Source organism: Pseudomonas sp. MD195_PC81_125, from assembly GCF_014060985.1.
Classification (GTDB): Bacteria; Pseudomonadota; Gammaproteobacteria; order Pseudomonadales; family Pseudomonadaceae; genus Aquipseudomonas; species Aquipseudomonas parakoreensis.
The window spans coordinates 26,325-44,586 of sequence record NZ_JABULD010000261.1; the positions used below are offsets into that span (position 1 = coordinate 26,325).

Consider the following 18,262-nt stretch of genomic DNA (forward strand, 5'->3'; position numbering starts at 1 on the left):
GGGAGCAAGCTCCCTCGCCACAAAAGGCCTCACTGCCACTGAGTGATTTAGCGGTAAAACAACGAATACCCCACCTGCCCTACCGCCTCATTCAGCAACTGCCCGCTCTGCCAGATCGATTTGAACTCCGGCAGCCAGCCACCAAACGGTCGCGCATTATCGGTCCCGAGAAACCCTACGGGCGCCGGCACCACTTCAAATCCTGCCTGCTGAAAACACCACACGGCACGCGGCATATGCCAGGCCTGGGTGACCACGACCACGCGTTTTATGCCTTGAGGCAACAAGATGTCGGCGCTGAATTTGGCATTTTCCCAGGTTGTGCGACTCTCGCCTTCCTGCCAGCGCGTGGTCACGCCAAAGTCATCGCGCAGCGAATCGGCCATTAACTTCGCCTCGGTCGGCGGCGTGCCGTAATGCAGGCCACCGCTGGTCAGAATCGGCAGCCCGGAGGCCTTGGCCAGTCGCGCCGCATAGCGCTGACGCTCCAGCCCAACGCCAGTCGGCTGATCCTCACCCCAGGCCAGATCACCGCGCTCGCGCCCGGAGCCCAGCACCACAATGGCATCGGCCCGCTGCGCCAGGATTGACCAGGCATCACGGGGCAGCGGCGGCTCACGTTCCAGTGCCTTGGCGCCCCACTGCACGACCACCGGCAGGCTCATCAGCCAGAAACCACCCAGCCCAATGGCAAAACACAAGCCGGCCAGTCGCGGCCGGGAGCGGCGCAGCACCAGGCGACCAGCAACAGCAGCAAAAGAATGCCGGGCGGCAACAAAAAGTTGTTTGATGAAGTAACGAAAAGGCATCGGGGCATCTCCAGAGATGCCCGAAGCCTAAGAGTGTTAATGATGCGTTACAACCGACAGGCAGGATCCTGTTGGAAAAGATCCGTTATCTGACCTGCCATGCGTTTACTTGGCCTGTACAGAACGAACCTTGACGGTGTCTCTGCCGGGCGCCTTGTCCTTGAGCCAGATGACCTTGGCTGAATGTGCTGTATCGAGCTGTTTCACTGCCTGCGACAGGTATCCATGCGCTTCACGCTCACTGCGATCCAGATAGGCCTTGACCAGTTTGAACTCGGCGGGGCTCAAGCCACGCAATTCCAGTTCCACGGGGCGCTCGTCGCGCAGCCGGCCAGCGGTTTTGGCAGCGTCGAGCGCCATGCCCAGACGATCCATCAACCGTTCGTACAACTCGGGTTTCGTCACGTTTTTTTTGCCGTTGCTCCACCATCCCTCACCTCATTGAAGATAAGACTCACTCCCCAATAAGAGCTTAGCTTCGCTGCACAAACCGGCTGAACGCCGCGACCAACGGCCCTCGCCACGGTTTTCGGGGGCCAGACAGCTGTAATCAGGGTTTCCCTAGGCCAAGCGCGGTCATGTATGCTACGGCGCTTCCTGTCATTCCACTTCCAGCCTGTCCGGAGCATCCCCCGGAGGGCGCGTTGAAGAGGATTAGGCCACCCCTATCCAGTACAAAAGTAGCCATGCACGAACAATATCAGCCCCGTGAAATCGAAGCCGCCGCCCAGTCGTTCTGGGACGAGCAAAAGTCCTTTGAAGTCAGTGAACAGCCAGGCAAGGAAACCTACTACTGCCTGTCGATGTTCCCTTACCCCAGCGGCAAGCTACACATGGGGCACGTGCGCAACTACACCATCGGCGACGTGATCTCCCGCTACCAGCGCATGCAAGGCAAGAATGTTCTGCAACCGATGGGTTGGGACGCCTTCGGCATGCCGGCGGAAAACGCCGCGATGAAGAACAACGTGGCGCCCGCCAAGTGGACCTACGAAAACATCGCCTACATGAAATCCCAGCTGCGCAGCCTGGGCCTGGCGGTGGACTGGTCCCGTGAAGTGACCACCTGCAAGCCCGATTACTACCGCTGGGAACAATGGCTGTTCACTCGCCTGTTCGAAAAAGGCGTGATCTACCGCAAGAACGGCACCGTGAACTGGGACCCGGTCGACCAGACCGTGCTGGCCAACGAACAGGTGATCGACGGTCGGGGCTGGCGCTCCGGCGCGCTGATCGAGAAGCGCGAAATCCCGATGTACTACTTCAAGATCACCGCTTACGCGGATGAGCTGCTGGAGAGCCTCGACGAACTGACGGGCTGGCCGGAACAGGTCAAGACCATGCAGCGCAACTGGATCGGCAAATCCCGCGGCATGGAAGTGCAGTTCCCTTACAACGTCGACTCGATCGGCGAAGCAGGCACCCTCAAGGTCTTCACTACCCGTCCGGACACCCTGATGGGCGCAACTTACGTTGCAGTGGCTGCCGAGCACCCGCTGGCCACCCAGGCCGCGCAGAACAATCCTGAGCTGCAAGCGTTCATCGCCGAATGCAAGGGCGGCAGCGTCGCTGAAGCCGACGTCGCCACTCAAGAGAAGAAAGGCCTGCCGACCGGCCTGTTCGTCGAGCACCCGCTGACGGGTGAAAAACTCCCGGTATGGGTCGCCAACTACGTGTTGATGCATTACGGCGACGGCGCCGTGATGGCGGTGCCGGCGCACGACGAGCGCGATTTCGAATTCGCCCACAAGTACAACCTGCCGGTCAAATCGGTGGTGCGCACCAGCTCCGGCGACACCAACCCAGCTCCGTGGCAAGACGCCTACGGCGAGCACGGCACGCTGATCAACTCCGGCGAGTTCGACGGCCTGGACTTCACCGGCGCCTTCGACGCCATGGAAGTCGCCCTGATCAAGAAAAACCTCGGCGCCTCGCGCACCCAGTTCCGCCTGCGCGACTGGGGCATCAGCCGTCAGCGCTATTGGGGCTGCCCGATCCCGATCATCCACTGCGCCACCTGCGGTGACGTGCCGGTGCCGGAAGACCAGTTGCCGGTGGTCCTGCCGGAAGACGTGGTGCCGGACGGCGCCGGTTCGCCACTGGCGCGCATGCCGGAATTCTACGAGTGCAGCTGCCCGAAATGCGGCCAGCCTGCCAAGCGTGAAACCGACACCATGGACACCTTCGTCGAGTCCTCGTGGTACTACGCCCGTTACGCCTCGCCGCACTTTGAAGGTGGCCTGGTAGAAAAATCCGCAGCCGACCACTGGTTGCCGGTGGATCAGTACATCGGCGGTATCGAACACGCCATTCTCCACCTGCTGTACGCGCGCTTCTTCCACAAGCTGATGCGTGACGAAGGTCTGGTCAGCTCCAACGAACCGTTCAAGAACCTGCTGACCCAGGGCATGGTAATCGCCGAGACTTACTATCGTCGCGAAGCCAACGGTGCCTACACCTGGTTCAACCCGGCGGACGTGGAACTGGAGCGCGACAGCAAAGCCAAGGTCATCAGCGCCAAACTGAAATCCGACGGCTTGCCGGTGGAAATCGGCGGCACCGAGAAAATGGCCAAGTCGAAGAACAACGGCGTCGACCCCCAGTCGATGATCGATCAGTTCGGCGCCGACACTTGCCGCCTGTTCATGATGTTCGCTTCGCCGCCTGACATGAGCGCCGAATGGTCGGACTCCGGCGTTGAAGCTCGCACCGTTTCCTCAAGCGCGTCTGGCGTCTGGCGCAGACCCACGTCACCCAGGGCCTGCCGGGGAAACTGGATGTCGCCGCTCTTAACGACGAGCAGAAAACCGTGCGCCGCGCCATTCACCTGGCCATCAAGCAGGCCAGTCACGACGTCGGCCAGAACCACAAATTCAACACCGCCATCGCTCAGGTGATGACGCTGATGAACGTGCTGGAAAAAGCCGCGCAAGGCACCGAACAGGACCGCGCGCTGATTCACGAAGGCCTGGAAGCCGTGACGCTGCTGCTGGCTCCGATCACGCCGCACATTAGCCATGAGCTGTGGAAGCAACTGGGCCATGCTGACCCGGTGATCGATGCGGGCTGGCCTGCGGTCGATGAAAACGCACTGGTACAGGACAGCCTGCAACTGGTCATTCAAGTGAACGGCAAGCTGCGTGGCCAGATCGAAATGCCGGCCAGCGCCACCCGCGAAGAAGTCGAAGCGGCTGCCCGCGCCAACGAAAACGTGCTGCGTTTCGTCGACGGTCTGACCATTCGCAAAGTGATCGTTGTACCAGGGAAACTGGTCAACATCGTCGCCAGCTAAATTGGATTGGGCGCCAGGTTCGCCTGGCGCACTGTAAAACCTTTCGGGCCGCAGGGTCGGCCCACATGGTTTCAAGGGGAGCAACACAATGATCAAACGCAATCTGCTGGTGATGGGCCTCGCCGTTCTGCTGAGCGCCTGCGGTTTCCAGCTGCGTGGTACCGGCACCAATGAACTGACGATCAAGGAGCTCGACCTGAGCGCCCGCAACGCTTATGGCGAGACCGTCACCCAACTGCGTCAGGTGCTGGAGTCCAGCGGCGTCAAGGTTTACAACGGTGCACCGTACAAGCTGTACCTGGCTGACGAGCAGGAGAGCCAGCGTATCCTCAGCTACGCCGGGGCCGGCCGTACGGGCGAATACCAGGTCAGCACCGTGCTGAACTACGACATCGTTGGCGAACATAACCTGAACCTGCTGAGCGACAAGCTCGAAGTGCAGAAAGTGTTCATTCACGACGGCAACAACCTCGTCGGCTCCGATCAGGAAGCCAACGACGCCCGTCGCGAAACCCGTCGCGAATTGGTTCAGCGCATGATGCTGCGCCTGCAACAGCTGACGCCGGGCCAACTGCAGCAATTGCAGCAAGCAGCCAACGACCGTGCCCGGGCCGAAGCCGATGCACTGAAGGCGGCACAGAAGGCTGAAGCGGAAACACCGCGTCAGTCGCCGCTCGAACTGCCGCAGCAGTAAGACGTACGGGGCGCTGAAGCGCCCCGTTCGCCCTCTCTTATGAAGCTCGCTCCCGCTCAACTCGGCAAACACCTACAAGGCGCGCTCGCGCCCGTCTATATCATCAGCGGCGATGACCCGCTGTTGTGTCAGGAAGCCGCCGACGCCATCCGCAGTGCTGCCCGCCAACAAGGTTTCGACGAACGCCAGGTGTTCGCCGCCGACGCCAATTTCGATTGGGGTACCTTGTTGCAGGCCGGCGCCAGCATGTCGTTGTTCGCCGAAAAGCGCCTGCTGGAACTGCGCCTGCCTTCGGGCAAGCCCGGTGACAAGGGCGCTGCCGCACTGATCGAATACTGCTCACGCCCCGCCGAAGACACCGTGCTGTTGATCAGCTTGCCCAAGCTCGATGGCAGTGCGCAGAAGACCAAGTGGGGCAAGGCGCTGGTCGAAGGTCAGCAGACCCAGTTCATTCAGATCTGGCCGGTGGATGCCAATCAGCTGCCGAGCTGGATTCGCCAGCGCCTCTCCCAAGCCGGGTTATCGGCCAGTCAGGATGCGGTCGAACTGATTGCCGCACGCGTGGAGGGCAACCTGCTCGCCGCCGCGCAGGAAATCGAAAAGCTCAAGCTGATGGCCGAAGGTGGGCAGATCACCGTCGAAACCGTGCAGGCCGCGGTGGCCGACAGTGCGCGCTTCGACGTGTTCGGCCTGACCGATGCCGTACTCAACGGCGAACCGGCCCACGCCTTGCGCATGCTCGAAGGCCTGCGCGGTGAAGGCGTCGAGCCACCGGTGATTCTCTGGGCTCTGGCACGGGAGTTGCGCCTGCTGGCCAATATCTCGCTGCAGTACAGCCAGGGCACACCGCTGGACAAGTGTTTCAGTCAGGCGAAACCGCCAGTCTGGGACAAACGCAAACCGCTGATGAGCAAAGCCCTGCAACGCTACTCGGCGCCACGCTGGGCGCAGTTGCTGCTTGAAGCCCAACGCATCGATGCGCAGATCAAGGGTCAGGCCGCCGGCTCGCCATGGATGAGCCTGAGCCGATTGGCGTTGTTGATGGCGGGCCAACGCCTTTCGCTGCCCGCCGAATAATCCGTCATACCGCATAACGCCCCTTCGTGAGCAGGCTCGCTCCCACATTGAAATGCATTCCAAATGTGGGAGCGAGTCTGCTCGCGAAAGCGTCAGAACATTCCTACCTATCAGGGACTGGACAGGCGTCCAACATCGGCAGATTATTTCCCCCGCAAAACCACTCACTCGAGAGAATCATCATGAGCAAAAAGCCATCAAAACATGGCCCGAACAAGGCCAAATCCATCGTCGCCCAACCCCTGTTCCGCAGCCGCCAGGAACGACCGGCCAAGGGCAAAGGCAGCTACCGCCGCGAAGCCTTCCAGTCTGACAGCTGGGAGGCTTCTTACTTTCTGGCTGCCTGAAGCGCAGTACCCCCCGGTCATGTTAAGGTCTGTACCTGAATCGTATCCCCTGGAACCGTGCATGCCCTTTCGTCTTTCCCGTCGTTGGCCCGTTCGCCAACTGATCGCTGCCTCCAGCTTCATTCTGCTTGTCGCCTGCGCGGAAAAACCTACCGCCGCCGATGCGCAACCTCTCCAAGCCGCCCCTGTCGCAACAGCCCCGGCAATCATCCCGCCGGTAGTGCCGTCCGCCGACCCTCTTGATCTTCAGCCCACCCAGACCTTTGCCGAATGGCAGGCCGGTTTCCGCAAGGATGCCCTGGCGGCCGGGATCCGCGCCGAGCTGTTCGATCGCGCGTTTGCCAATGTCAGCTTCGATGCCAGCGTGATCAAGGCCGACCGCAGCCAGCCGGAGTTCTCACGTCCGGTGTGGGAATACCTCGACGGCGCCCTCTCGCCACTGCGAGTGCGCAAGGGCCAGGCGCTGATCAGTCAGTACGCCGACATCCTGCAAAGCATCGAACAGCGATATGGCGTCGACCGCCAGGCACTGGTGTCGGTGTGGGGCATGGAAAGCAATTTCGGCCAGTTCCAGGGCACCAAGTCAGTGATCAACTCGCTGGCGACCCTGGCCTACGAAGGTCGTCGTCCGGGCTTTGCCCATGCGCAACTGATTGCGGCGCTGCAGATCCTGCAACAGGGCGATATCACCCCAGAGAAGATGTTGGGCTCGTGGGCCGGTGCGATGGGCCAGACCCAGTTTATTCCGACCACCTACAATACCCACGCGGTGGATTTCGACGGTGACGGTCGCCGCGACATCTGGGGCAGCCCGGCCGATGCTCTGGCCTCTACCGCGCACTACCTGCAAAGCTCCGGCTGGCAGCGTGGTCAACCGTGGGGCTTCGAAGTGCAATTGCCGAACAGCTTCAACTACACCCTGGCCGATGGCGCGATTCGCAAAACTGTCGCTGAATGGCGTCAACTGGGCGTGAGCCTGCCCAATGGCAGTCAGGCACCGGCCGGCTCGGAACAATTGTCCGCCGCCCTGCTGCTACCAGCCGGTTATCGTGGCCCGGCGTTTCTGATCCTCGACAACTTCCGGGCGATCCTCAAATACAACAACTCGTCGTCCTATGCACTGGCGGTGAGCCTGTTGTCCGAGCGCTTCAATGGCGCTGGCCTGATCAACGGCACGTGGCCGAAAGATGATCTGCCACTGAGCCGTACCGAGCGTATCGAATTGCAGACCCTGCTGAGCGCACGCAATTACGATGCAGGCACGGCTGACGGGATCATCGGCGCCAATACGCGCAAGGCAATCCGCAGTGCCCAGCAGGCGTTTGGCTGGCCCGCGGACGGGTACCCGACGCATAAGTTGCTTGAGAGCCTGCGCGCTCAATAAAGCAAAATCAAAAGATCGCAGCCTTCGGACGCAGCTCCTACAGGGTATGTATCAATCCCATACAGGAGCTGCCGAACGCTGCGATCTTTTTGCGTCACCCGAGCATTATCGGGTGACCACATCCTGCTCCAGCATCAACTCCTTCTTCCCTGCATCCAAGCGAACCAGCGCCCCCATCGGCAGCGTCAGGTTCGGATCACAATGCCCGCTGCGCCACCCCGACAGCACCGGAATCCGCAACGGCTCGAACGTCTGCTTGAGCAGACGGTTCAACGCATCGATATCGACCCCGGCCACATCACCGACCAGCACCCCGCGCAATCGGGCCAGTTTGCCGGCCAGACGCATCTGCGTGAGCAAACGGTCGATGCGATACAGCGGCTCGTTGACGTCCTCGATCAGCAGAATCACCCCTTCCACGTCGATTTCATAAGGCGTCCCCAGCGTCGAGGCAATCATCGCCAGATTGCCGCCGAGCAAGCGCCCGTGAGCGATGCCCGGTTCGACCGTGGTCAACGGATAAGCCACTGGATGGCTCAGCACACTGCCCGCCTTCAACTGACCGCGCAGCATGGCGAAGAATGAGGTGACGGTCGGTGGTTCCTTGTCGCCCAACAGATCGGCGTTGAGCAGCGGGCCGTGGAAGGTCACGAACCCGGCGTAGCGACTGATTGCCAGATGCAGCGCGGTGATGTCGCTGTAGCCGACAAACGGCTTGGCGTGACGACTCAGCAGGTCGTAATCGATCCGGTCCAGCAAGCGCGGCGTACCGTAGCCGCCACGCAGGCAGATGATCGCGTCGACTTCTGAGTCGGCGAATGCCGCGTGCAGGTCATGGAGGCGTACGTCATCGCTGCCGGCCAGGTAGCCGTCCTTCTCGTAAACACCGGGGAATACCTTCAGCGCATAACCGCGGGTGCGCATCCACTGCACAGCCTTTTGCGTGTCCAGCGCGCCGGGGCCGGCGGGGGCAATCACGCCGATCAGCCTTCGGATGGTAGCGCTGGTACGGGTTTATGCGGAAAAAGGCTGTGGGTCGGTCGAACGGTCATCCATGGTCTCCCTGTGAACTCATGCACACACAGTAGTCAGGTACAAAGACAAACAAAAGAGTGCGCGGCAGGCGCAAACAAAAATACCCGCCGAGGCGGGTATTTTCGCAAAGCGCTCAGCGCCGGATCAGGAACCGAGCAGCTCGGCCTTGACCAGTTTCGCCTGCTCATCGGCGTGGTACGACGAACGTACCAGCGGACCGGAAGCGACGTTCTTGAAGCCCATCTTGTAGCCTTCTTCGGCGAACCAGGCGAAGGTGTCCGGGTGCACGAAACGCTGCACCGGCAAGTGGCTGCGCGACGGTTGCAGGTACTGGCCCAGCGTCAGCATGTCGATGTCGTGTTCACGCATGCGCTTCATGACTTCGATGACTTCGTCGTCGGTCTCGCCCAGACCCAGCATCAGGCCGGATTTGGTCGGAATGTGCGGCATCATCTGCTTGAAACGCTGCAGCAGAGTCAACGACCACTGGTAGTCCGAACCCGGACGCGCAGCCTTGTACAGGCGCGGCACGGTTTCCAGGTTGTGGTTGAACACATCCGGCGGCTCGGCGGCAGTGATTTCCAGGGCGATGTCCATGCGGCCACGGTAGTCCGGGACCAGGGTTTCCAGTTGCACATTCGGCGACAGCTTGCGGATTTCGCGAATGCAGTCGGCAAAGTGCTGGGCACCGCCGTCACGCAGGTCGTCGCGGTCAACCGAGGTGATCACCACGTACTTGAGTTTCAGATCGGCGATGGCGATGGCCAGGCTTTCCGGCTCGTTGACGTCCAGTGGTTTCGGACGACCGTGGCCAACATCGCAGAACGGGCAACGACGGGTGCAGATGTCACCCATGATCATGAAGGTCGCGGTGCCGCCGGAGAAGCACTCGCCCAGGTTCGGGCAGGACGCTTCTTCACAGACGCTGTGCAATTTGTGTTTGCGCAGCAGGCTCTTGATCCGGTCGACTTCCGGCGAAACCGGAATGCGTACGCGAATCCAGTCGGGCTTCTTCGGCAGTTCGGTGGTCGGAATGATCTTTACCGGGATGCGTGCAACCTTCTCGGCGCCGCGCAGCTTGACGCCGGCTTCAACCTTGGGACGCGGGGCCGGGCGCTCGGTCACGTCGAGCGTCGGGATCATGGTTTGCACTGCATCAGTAGTCATATCAGTCGATTCCGCCCGTCAGGGTCGTCTGCTCAGCATAGTCGAGGTGTTTGACGAGCTGCGCGCGCAGCCGGGCACTTACCTCGGCAAATTCAATCGATCCTGCGTGGTCGCTCAGCTGGGTCATTGCCAGCCCGGCATAGCCGCAGGGATTAATCCGTCGAAACGGCTCCAGGTTCATATCCACGTTCAGAGCCAGGCCATGAAAGGAGCAACCGTGGCGAATCCGCAAACCCAGAGAAGCGATTTTCGCTCCGTCGACGTAGACGCCGGGAGCATCTGGCTTGGCGGCGGCAGTGACGCCGTAGCTGGCCAGCAGTTCGATCAGGCACTGTTCCATGCGCGTGACCAGATCACGTACGCCGAAACCCAGCTTGCGCACATCCAGCAACAGGTAGGCAACCAACTGGCCCGGGCCATGATAAGTCACTTGCCCGCCGCGATCGACCTGTACCACCGGGATATCGCCCGGCAGCAGCAGGTGTTCGGCCTTGCCGGCCTGACCCTGGGTGAACACCGGAGGGTGCTCGACCAGCCAGATTTCGTCGGCGGCATTGCTGCCGCGTTCGTTGGTGAAGCGTTGCATGGCATGCCAGACCGGCTCGTAAGCCATCTGGCCAAGTTCGCGAAAGCCCAGCGTGCCCGGCATCACAACACCATGTGCACGAAACCGGAAGCCCGCAGTTCGCTGTTGATGTTGTACAGCTGATCCTGGTCTGTCGCGACGATGTGCAACTGGATGGTGGTGTACTTGCCGTTGCTGCTTTGACGCTCGTCGATGCGCTCATCATTGATGGTCGCGTGTTTCTTGACGATGTCGATGATCTTGTCTTTGTTGCCGACGCCCGTATCGCTGATCACCTTAATCGGATAATCAGTTTGCGGAAATTCGATCTTTGGCGCCTTTACTTCGGTATCGGTCATGGCGTAACGGCCTCTAGAGCGCAAGCCGTGGTAACGCACATGGCCCCGCACCGGAACGGGGCGGGGCCATGCAGGTCAACACAAATCAGTTGAACAAGCCGTAGAAGAATAGACGGATGCTATCCCACATGCGGCGGAAGATACCACCCTCCTCGACAGCGTCCAGAGCGATCAGGTCGGCGCTGTGCACCACCTTGTCGTCCAGTTTCACTTCGACTTTACCGATCACGTCGCCCTTGGCGATTGGCGCGGTCAGTTGCGGGTTCATGGTCATGCTGGCAGCGAGTTTTTTCAGCTGGCCTTTTGGCAGGGTCATGGTCAGGTCCTCAGCCAGGCCGGCCTTGACCTGGCTGGTGGTGCCTTTCCACACCGGGGCCTGAGCCAGTTCGGTGCCCTTCTGGTAGAAGGTCTGGGTTTCGAAGAAGCGGAAGCCGTAGGTCAGCAGCTTCTGGGTTTCAGCGGCGCGGGCCACTTCGCTGTTGGTGCCGAACACCACAGCAATCAGACGCTGGCCGTCACGTACAGCCGAGGACACCATGCAGTAGCCGGCTTCGTCGGTGTGACCGGTTTTCAGACCGTCAACGGTCTTGTCGCGCCACAGCAGCAGGTTGCGGTTAGGCTGCTTGATGCCGTTCCAGAAGAACTCTTTCTGCGAGTAGATCGCGTAGTGAGCCGGGTCTTCGTGGATGATCGCACGGGCCAGGATCGCCATGTCGTGAGCCGACGAGTAGTGCTCAGGGTTCGGCAGACCGGTCGGGTTCATGAAGTGCGAGTTGGTCATGCCCAGATCGGCGACCGTCTTGTTCATCAGGTCGGCGAACGCGTCTTCGCTGCCGGCGATGTGCTCGGACAGCGCCACGCTGGCGTCGTTGCCGGACTGAATGATGATGCCGTGCAGCAGGTCGCTGACGGTCACCTGCGAGCCGACCTTGATGAACATCCGCGAACCGCCGGTACGCCAGGCGTTTTCGCTGACGGTCACCGGGTCGTTTTCACCGATCTGGCCGCGACGGATTTCCAGCGTAGCGATGTACGCGGTCATCAGTTTGGTCAGGCTGGCTGGCGGCAGACGCTGGTCACCGTTGTTCTCCACCAGCACGTTGCCGCTGCTGGCGTCCATGAGCACGTAGGCTTTTGCAGCCAGTTGAGGTGGCGACGGCATCATCTCGGCCGCGAAGGCGGCTGGCGAGAGGAGCAGCGGGACTAGCAGACACAGGCGTTTGGCAAAGGTGGTGATGTTCATCCGTCTCTCGAAATCGCTAATGGAAACTTGCCCGAAGGCAAAACTATTCAGACAGCCTTCTAACGGGCCATCGCGTGTTCAGTTGCTCACTCCAGTCACCCTTGCCGGGCTTTTGTTCTTCGACGAGCCAACAACCTGGTCCACCCCCCAAAACCGCAAGTGAACCGTCAATCAAGTGCTACGTTTCTTACTCGGTGACCACGCTCGGCGAGCCGAGATTGGCCAGGCGTACACTGTTCTGCACCTGGGCGATTTCACCCGGCGAACCGATCGGCCCCAGGCGTACCCGGTGCAGGGTCTGCTGATTGCGCACGATCGAGCTGATGAACACCGGAGCGCTCACCATCCCGCTGAGCTTCGACCTCAGGAGTTCTGCAGCGTCCGGGTTGGCGAACGCGCCCACCTGCAGATACTGGCCAGACGCTGGTGCAGAAGCGTTTTTTTTTTGCGCTGATCTGTACAGGGACAGTGTCAGAGGCATGTTGCTGCGGCGGCGGGGTCCACTGCTCGATGGTACCGGCCGACGCCGTGATCACCGGGGCGTTATTCTGCGCGACTTGCGGCTCGTTGAGCATCAGCGGCGCCGGACGGCCCTTGGCGGCCCACCATTGTTGCGGATCGATACCTTCGACCTTTACTCGCGCGGTGCCGATTTCGGCATAACCGAGCTTCTTCGCGGCCGCGTAGGACAAATCGATGATCCGGTCCGAATAGAACGGCCCCCGATCGTTGACCCGCAGGATCACGCTCCGGTTGTTGTCCAGGTTGGTCACACGCACGTAACTGGGCAGTGGCAGAGTCTTGTGGGCGGCACTCATGCCGTACAGGTCATACACTTCGCCGTTGGCGGTGTTCTGCCCGTGGAACTTGGTGCCGTACCAGGAAGCGGTGCCCGAGGCGACGTAGGTCTTGGATTCCTGCAACGGGAAATAGGTCTTGCCCAGCACGGTGTACGGGTTGGCCTTGTAAGGACCGGTGTGCAGGGTCGGCGTGGCGTCGGGGATGCGCGAAACATCGACATCCCACCACGGCGCGCCATCTTTGTGCGCGCGGTTGATGTCCAGCCCCGGCTGCGCACGCACCGCAGTGGACGGGGTCTTCTGGGTCGGCGCGCGGCTGGTCGAACAGCTGGCGACCAGCACCGCCAACGCGGCGAATGCCACCAGCTTCAGGGGTTTATTGATAGGCAATGCCCGCATTACTTGACGCCCCGTGCTTTTACCAGCTCTTCAGACAGTTGATGTACGGCCATGGCGTACATCACGCTGCGGTTATAACGCGTGATCGCGTAGAAATTCTTCAGGCCCATCCAGTATTCAGGGCCGTTGTCGCCTTCGAGGCGAAATGCAGTAACCGGCATATCATCGCGCAGCGCATCATGACTTGACCAGCCCAGCGCCCGCAACTCTCCAACCGTTTTCGTCGGCTCGATGCCGGTGGTCAGACCTTCGTCGACCTGTTCGCCGCGCACGTCGGCGCGGCTCACCACCGGTTCCCCGGCGACCCAGCCGTGACGCTTGAAATAGCTGGCCACGCTGCCGATCGCATCATCCGGATTGGTCCAGATATTGATGTGACCGTCACCGTCAAAATCCACCGCATAGGCGCGAAAGCTGCTCGGCATGAATTGCGGCAAGCCCATCGCCCCGGCGTACGAGCCTTGAGGGTCAATGGATCGACCTGTTCCTCACGGGCCAGCAGCAGGAACTCACGCAATTCCTTGCGGAAAAATTCGGCACGGGGAGGATAGTCGAATCCGAGCGTGGACAATGCATCAATCACCCGGTAATTGCCGGTATTGCGTCCGAAAAAGGTCTCGACGCCGATGATCGACACGATGACTTGTGCCGGTACGCCGTATTCCTGCTCGGCACGGGCCAGTACGGCCTCGTGCTGGCGCCAGAAGTCCACACCACGGGCGATGCGCGCGTCGGTGATGAACATCGGGCGATATTCTTTCCACTGTTTGACCCGCTCGGCGGGCTTGGAGATGGCGTCGAGAATCGCCTGCTTGCGCTGGGCCTCGCGGAACACGGCCATCAGTTGCTCGCCGGCAAAACCGTAATCGCGGGTCATTTCGCCGACGAATTCAGCCACCTGTGGCGAGCCTTCGTAATCGCCGGCCAGCACTTCCTGCGCGCTGCCAAGGATGCCGACCAGGCCGACCCACGGCGCGTAACGAGTCGCCCAGCTGCGCATGACTTGCATTGAACTCTTCACCTTATTCAAACCTGTGCGATCCACTTGCGATGCGTATGAATCGACATCAAAACCCCAAACGCTGACAGCAGTGTCACCAGCGAAGTTCCTCCGTAGCTAATGAAGGGCAACGGCACCCCCACCACCGGCAACAGGCCACTGACCATACCGATGTTGACGAAAACGTAAACAAAAAACGTCATGGTCAACGCACCAGCGAGCAATTTGCCGAACAGCGTCTGCGCCTGGGCGGTGATCACCAGGCCGCGACCGATCAGCAACAGATAGATCAGCAGCAGCGCGCAGATGCCGACCAGACCGAACTCTTCGCCGAGTACGGCGATGATGAAGTCGGTATGGCTCTCCGGCAGAAAGTCCAGGTGCGACTGGGTGCCCAGCAGCCAGCCCTTGCCGAACACGCCGCCGGAACCGATCGCGGCTTTCGACTGGATGATGTTCCAGCCAGTGCCCAGTGGATCACTTTCCGGGTCGAGGAACGTGAGGATCCGCTGCTTCTGGTAGTCGTGCATGATGAAGAACCACATGGCGATCGCCACCGGCACGGCCGCAGCCAGCACGCTGAGGATCCAGCGCCAGCGCAGCCCGCCCATGAACAGCACGAACGCGCCGCCGGCCAGAATCAGCAGCGACGTCCCGAGGTCGGGTTGGCGCACGATCAGAATGAACGGCACACCGATCAGCATCAGGCTGATGCCGACGTGCTTGAGCTGCGGCGGCAGCGTGCGCTTGGACAGATACCAGGCAATCGTTGCCGGCATCAGGATCTTCATGAACTCCGAAGGCTGGAAGCGGATCACTCCGGGGATGTTGATCCAGCGCGTCGCACCCATGGCGTTGTGGCCCATGATGTCCACCACCATCAGCAGCACCACGCCGACCACATAACCGAGCGGCACCCAGCGGGCCATGAAACGCGGTTCGAACTGGGCGATGACGATCATCGACACCAGGCCGATGCCGAACGAAGTGGCTTGTTTGCCCAGCAGATCCCAGCTCTTGCCGCTCGCCGAATACAGCACGAACAGACTGCCCGCGGCGAGAATCAGCAGCAGGATCAACAGCGGGCCATCGATATGCAGACGTTGCAGCAGCGTCGCACGACGACGCATCACATCCTCACTGGAGAGCATGCGATCAAAATTATTCATCACGGGCCGAAGCCTCCGCACTGATAGGACCGGCGTATTCGGCCTTCAATCGACCCTCCTGATCCAGAAGCCAGGCATCCATGACCTGACGCACCACTGGCGCGGCGACGCCGGAGCCGGACTCACCGTTCTCGACCATCACCGACACAACGATTTTCGGGTTGTCGGCCGGAGCGAAACCGACGAACAAGGCGTGGTCGCGGTGGCGCTCCTGAACCTTGGACCGGTCGTATTTTTCACCTTGCTTGATCGCGACCACCTGAGCGGTACCGGACTTGCCGGCGATGCGGTATTGCGCACCGATTGCCGCCTTGCGCGCGGTTCCTCTGGCGCCGTGCATCACTTGCTGCATGCCGTGATTGACCTTGGTCCAGTCCGACGGATCGCGCAGAACGATATCCGGCATCGGGTTTTCATCTACCGGTTTGGCACCTTCGATGGTCTTGGCCAGGTGCGGCCGGTTCCAGATGCCTTTGTTGGCCACCAGCGCCGTGGCCTGCGCCAGTTGCAAGGGTGTGGACTGCATGTAGCCCTGGCCGATCCCCAGAATCAGGGTCTCGCCCGGGAACCACGCCTGTTTGCGCGTCGCACGCTTCCACTCGCGGGACGGCATCAGGCCGGGAGATTCTTCGAACATGTCCAGCGAGACCTTCTGGCCGATGCCGAACTTGTTCATGTAGGCCGACAACCGATCAATGCCCAGCTTGTGCGCCAGGTCATAGAAGTAGGTGTCGTTGGAACGCATGATCGCCGTGTCGAGGTCGACGAAGCCGTCACCGGTGCGGTTCCAGTTGCGGTACTTGTGATCGTAGTTGGGCAGCATGTAGTAACCGGGGTCGAACACCCGGCTCGACGCCGTCACCACACCGGCATCGAGACCGGCAATCGCCACCGCCGGCTTGATCGTCGAACCCGGCGGGTACAGACCGCGCAGCACCCGGTTGAACAGCGGCCGGTCGATGGAATCGCGCAGCTCGGCATAGGCCTTGAAGCTGATGCCGGTGACGAACAGGTTCGGGTCGAAACTCGGCTGACTGACCATTGCCAAGACTTCACCGGTGTTCGGATCGAGCGCCACCACCGCGCCGCGCCGCCCGCCCAGTGCAGCTTCCGCCGCTTCCTGCAGTTTGATGTCCAGACTCAGGACGATGTCCTTGCCGGGAATCGGATCGGTCCGCTTGAGCACGCGCAGCACGCGGCCGCGGGCGTTGGTCTCGACTTCCTCGTAACCCACCTGCCCGTGCAGTTCCGGCTCGTAAAAACGCTCGATGCCGGTCTTGCCGATGTGATGGGTGCCGCTGTAGTTGACCGGGTCGAGGGTCTTCAGCTCTTTCTCGTTGATCCGCCCCATGTAACCCACCGAGTGCGCAAAATGCGCGCCCTGCGGGTAATGACGCACCAACTGCGCGACCACTTCCACCCCGGGCAGGCGGAACTGGTTCACCGCGATCCGGGCGATCTGCTCTTCGGTCAGCTCAAACAGAATCGGCACCGGCTCGAACGGCCGGCGCCCCTGGCGCATGCGTTTTTCGAAGATCACCCGGTCCTCGGGCGTCAGCTGCAGCACTTCGACGATCACGTCGAGCACTTGCTGCCAGTCGCCGGAGCGTTCGCGGGTCATGCTCAGGCTGAAGCTCGGACGGTTGTCCGCCACCACCACGCCGTTGCGGTCGAAGATCAACCCGCGGGTCGGCGGAATCGGCTGCACGTGGACGCGGTTGTTTTCCGAGAGTGTCGAGTGGTACTCGTACTGGATCACCTGCAAGTAGTACAGCCGCGCAATCAGTACGCCGATCAACAGCATGACCGCAACAGCCCCGAACACGACGCGGCTACGCACCAGGCGGGCGTCCTTTTCGTGGTCCTTGATGCGGATCGGCTGAGACATGAGGGCAGGACTACTTGTGGTAAGGGTGACCGGACAGCACGGTCCAGGCACGGTACAGCTGTTCGCCGATCAGGATCCGCACCAGCGGGTGCGGCAAGGTCAGCGGCGACAACGACCAGCGCTGGTCGGCGCGAGCGCAGACTTCCGGCGCCAGCCTTCGGGGCCGCCGACCATGAAGTTGACCGTGCGCGAATCCAGCCGCCAACGGTCGAGTTCGACCGCCAGTTGCTCGGTGCTCCAGGGCTTGCCATGCACTTCCAGCGTGACGATCCGCTCGTTCGGCCCGACCTTGGCCAGCATGGCTTCGCCTTCCTGGCGGATGAAACGGGCCACGTCGGCGTTCTTGCCACGGGTATTGAGCGGAATTTCCACCAGTTCCAGCGCCAGCTCGGACGGAAGACGCTTGGCATACTCATGCCAGCCTTCTTCCACCCACTTGGGCATGCGTGAACCGACGGCGATCAGTCGCAGTCGCACAGCAATCCCTTACAGCTGGTCTTTGTTGAGCTTGGTGAAATGCTCGTGGGTGTTTTCCGGGCTGTGGTGCTTGGCGTCTGCCGCACGGCTTTGCTCGGCACCGGCCCACAGGCGCTCCAGGTCGTAGAACTGACGTGCCGAGGCAGTCATCATGTGCACGATCACCAGGTCCAGGTCGAGCAGCACCCAGTCGCTGTCGCCCTTGCCTTCTTCGCCCAGCGGCTTGGCGCCTTGCTTTTTGACCTCTTCACGGACCTTGTCCAGCATCGCATTGATCTGGCGATTGGAGGTACCGGTGGCGATGATCATGTAGTCGGTGATGCTCTGCTTGTCGCGAACATCGATGATCTGGATGTCTTGTGCCTTGACGTCTTCCAGGGCTGCCACGGCAACCTTGACCAGCTCGTCGCCCTTGAGCGGCTCGTTGGTGTTGGCGACTTCCGGCAGCGGCGCGCTCTTGAACGTGCCTTTGCGCTTAACTTTGCTTACATCTTTGTCGGTCATATAAAACTCGTTTTGCTCATGTATTCGGCGGCTTGGCGATACGTGGATTCGTA

12 protein-coding genes and 6 pseudogenes are annotated in these 18,262 nt (G+C 61.1%); 5 read left to right on the forward strand and 13 right to left on the reverse strand.

Annotation, left to right across the window (positions count from 1 at the left end; all coding sequences use genetic code 11):
- Positions 1-47: 47 nt before the first annotated feature.
- A pseudogene (locus HT737_RS11500) lies at positions 48-809 on the reverse strand (YdcF family protein).
- A 105-nt stretch (positions 810-914) separates the two neighbouring features.
- Positions 915-1,184, reverse strand: a complete 270-nt coding sequence (locus tag HT737_RS11505) for a hypothetical protein (RefSeq protein WP_182402606.1) — start codon at positions 1,182-1,184, stop codon at positions 915-917.
- Between the two features lie 311 nt (positions 1,185-1,495).
- Between HT737_RS11505 and leuS the strand changes: the two are divergent.
- The 5 genes and pseudogenes from leuS to HT737_RS11530 all read left to right on the forward strand — a co-directional run bounded on the left by leuS (position 1,496) and on the right by HT737_RS11530 (position 7,603).
- Positions 1,496-4,101: pseudogene (leuS, locus tag HT737_RS11510) on the forward strand (leucine--tRNA ligase).
- An 88-nt stretch (positions 4,102-4,189) separates the two neighbouring features.
- On the forward strand, positions 4,190-4,795 hold the full coding sequence (gene lptE, locus HT737_RS11515; RefSeq protein WP_041065019.1) for an LPS assembly lipoprotein LptE: 606 nt from the start codon (positions 4,190-4,192) through the stop codon (positions 4,793-4,795).
- Between the two features lie 39 nt (positions 4,796-4,834).
- Positions 4,835-5,872 (forward strand): DNA polymerase III subunit delta, encoded by a 1,038-nt coding sequence (gene holA, locus HT737_RS11520; RefSeq protein ID WP_025108700.1) that lies wholly within the window; start codon positions 4,835-4,837, stop codon positions 5,870-5,872.
- Positions 5,873-6,054: 182 nt separating this feature from the next.
- On the forward strand, positions 6,055-6,219 hold the full coding sequence (gene arfA, locus HT737_RS11525; RefSeq protein WP_064390740.1) for an alternative ribosome rescue factor ArfA: 165 nt from the start codon (positions 6,055-6,057) through the stop codon (positions 6,217-6,219).
- A gap of 61 nt (positions 6,220-6,280) precedes the next feature.
- Positions 6,281-7,603: a lytic murein transglycosylase gene (locus HT737_RS11530; RefSeq protein WP_095668222.1), complete on the forward strand. Its 1,323-nt coding sequence runs from the start codon at positions 6,281-6,283 to the stop codon at positions 7,601-7,603.
- A gap of 105 nt (positions 7,604-7,708) precedes the next feature.
- Here HT737_RS11530 and HT737_RS11535 read toward each other — a convergent pair.
- From HT737_RS11535 to rsfS, 11 genes and pseudogenes are all read right to left on the reverse strand, one after another.
- A pseudogene (locus HT737_RS11535) lies at positions 7,709-8,655 on the reverse strand (LD-carboxypeptidase).
- 127 nt (positions 8,656-8,782) lie between these two features.
- A complete protein-coding gene (gene lipA, locus HT737_RS11540; protein ID WP_162130488.1) occupies positions 8,783-9,781 on the reverse strand; it encodes a lipoyl synthase in 999 nt (332 codons plus the stop codon).
- A gap of 25 nt (positions 9,782-9,806) precedes the next feature.
- Positions 9,807-10,454, reverse strand: coding sequence for a lipoyl(octanoyl) transferase LipB (lipB, locus tag HT737_RS11545; protein WP_025108695.1), 648 nt, complete (start codon positions 10,452-10,454; stop codon positions 9,807-9,809).
- Positions 10,454-10,729, reverse strand: a complete 276-nt coding sequence (locus HT737_RS11550; RefSeq protein WP_027612895.1) for a DUF493 domain-containing protein — start codon at positions 10,727-10,729, stop codon at positions 10,454-10,456. The genes lipB and HT737_RS11550 overlap by 1 nt, the downstream gene beginning before the upstream one ends.
- Before the next feature lie 85 nt (positions 10,730-10,814).
- Positions 10,815-11,972: a D-alanyl-D-alanine carboxypeptidase family protein gene (locus HT737_RS11555; RefSeq protein ID WP_003228546.1), complete on the reverse strand. Its 1,158-nt coding sequence runs from the start codon at positions 11,970-11,972 to the stop codon at positions 10,815-10,817.
- Positions 11,973-12,159: 187 nt separating this feature from the next.
- Positions 12,160-13,171: pseudogene (locus HT737_RS11560) on the reverse strand (septal ring lytic transglycosylase RlpA family protein).
- Positions 13,171-14,180 (reverse strand): annotated as a pseudogene (mltB, locus tag HT737_RS11565) (lytic murein transglycosylase B). The pseudogenes HT737_RS11560 and mltB overlap by 1 nt, the downstream one beginning before the upstream one ends.
- A gap of 17 nt (positions 14,181-14,197) precedes the next feature.
- Positions 14,198-15,301 (reverse strand): rod shape-determining protein RodA, encoded by a 1,104-nt coding sequence (gene rodA, locus HT737_RS11570; RefSeq protein WP_047296919.1) that lies wholly within the window; start codon positions 15,299-15,301, stop codon positions 14,198-14,200.
- Positions 15,302-15,332: 31 nt separating this feature from the next.
- Complete coding sequence (gene mrdA, locus HT737_RS11575; RefSeq protein WP_182402592.1) at positions 15,333-17,228, reverse strand: penicillin-binding protein 2; 1,896 nt, start codon at positions 17,226-17,228, stop codon at positions 15,333-15,335.
- A gap of 10 nt (positions 17,229-17,238) precedes the next feature.
- Positions 17,239-17,705, reverse strand: a pseudogene (gene rlmH, locus HT737_RS11580) (23S rRNA (pseudouridine(1915)-N(3))-methyltransferase RlmH).
- A gap of 9 nt (positions 17,706-17,714) precedes the next feature.
- Complete coding sequence (rsfS, locus tag HT737_RS11585) at positions 17,715-18,209, reverse strand: ribosome silencing factor (protein ID WP_007960601.1); 495 nt, start codon at positions 18,207-18,209, stop codon at positions 17,715-17,717.
- Positions 18,210-18,262 lie beyond the last annotated feature (53 nt).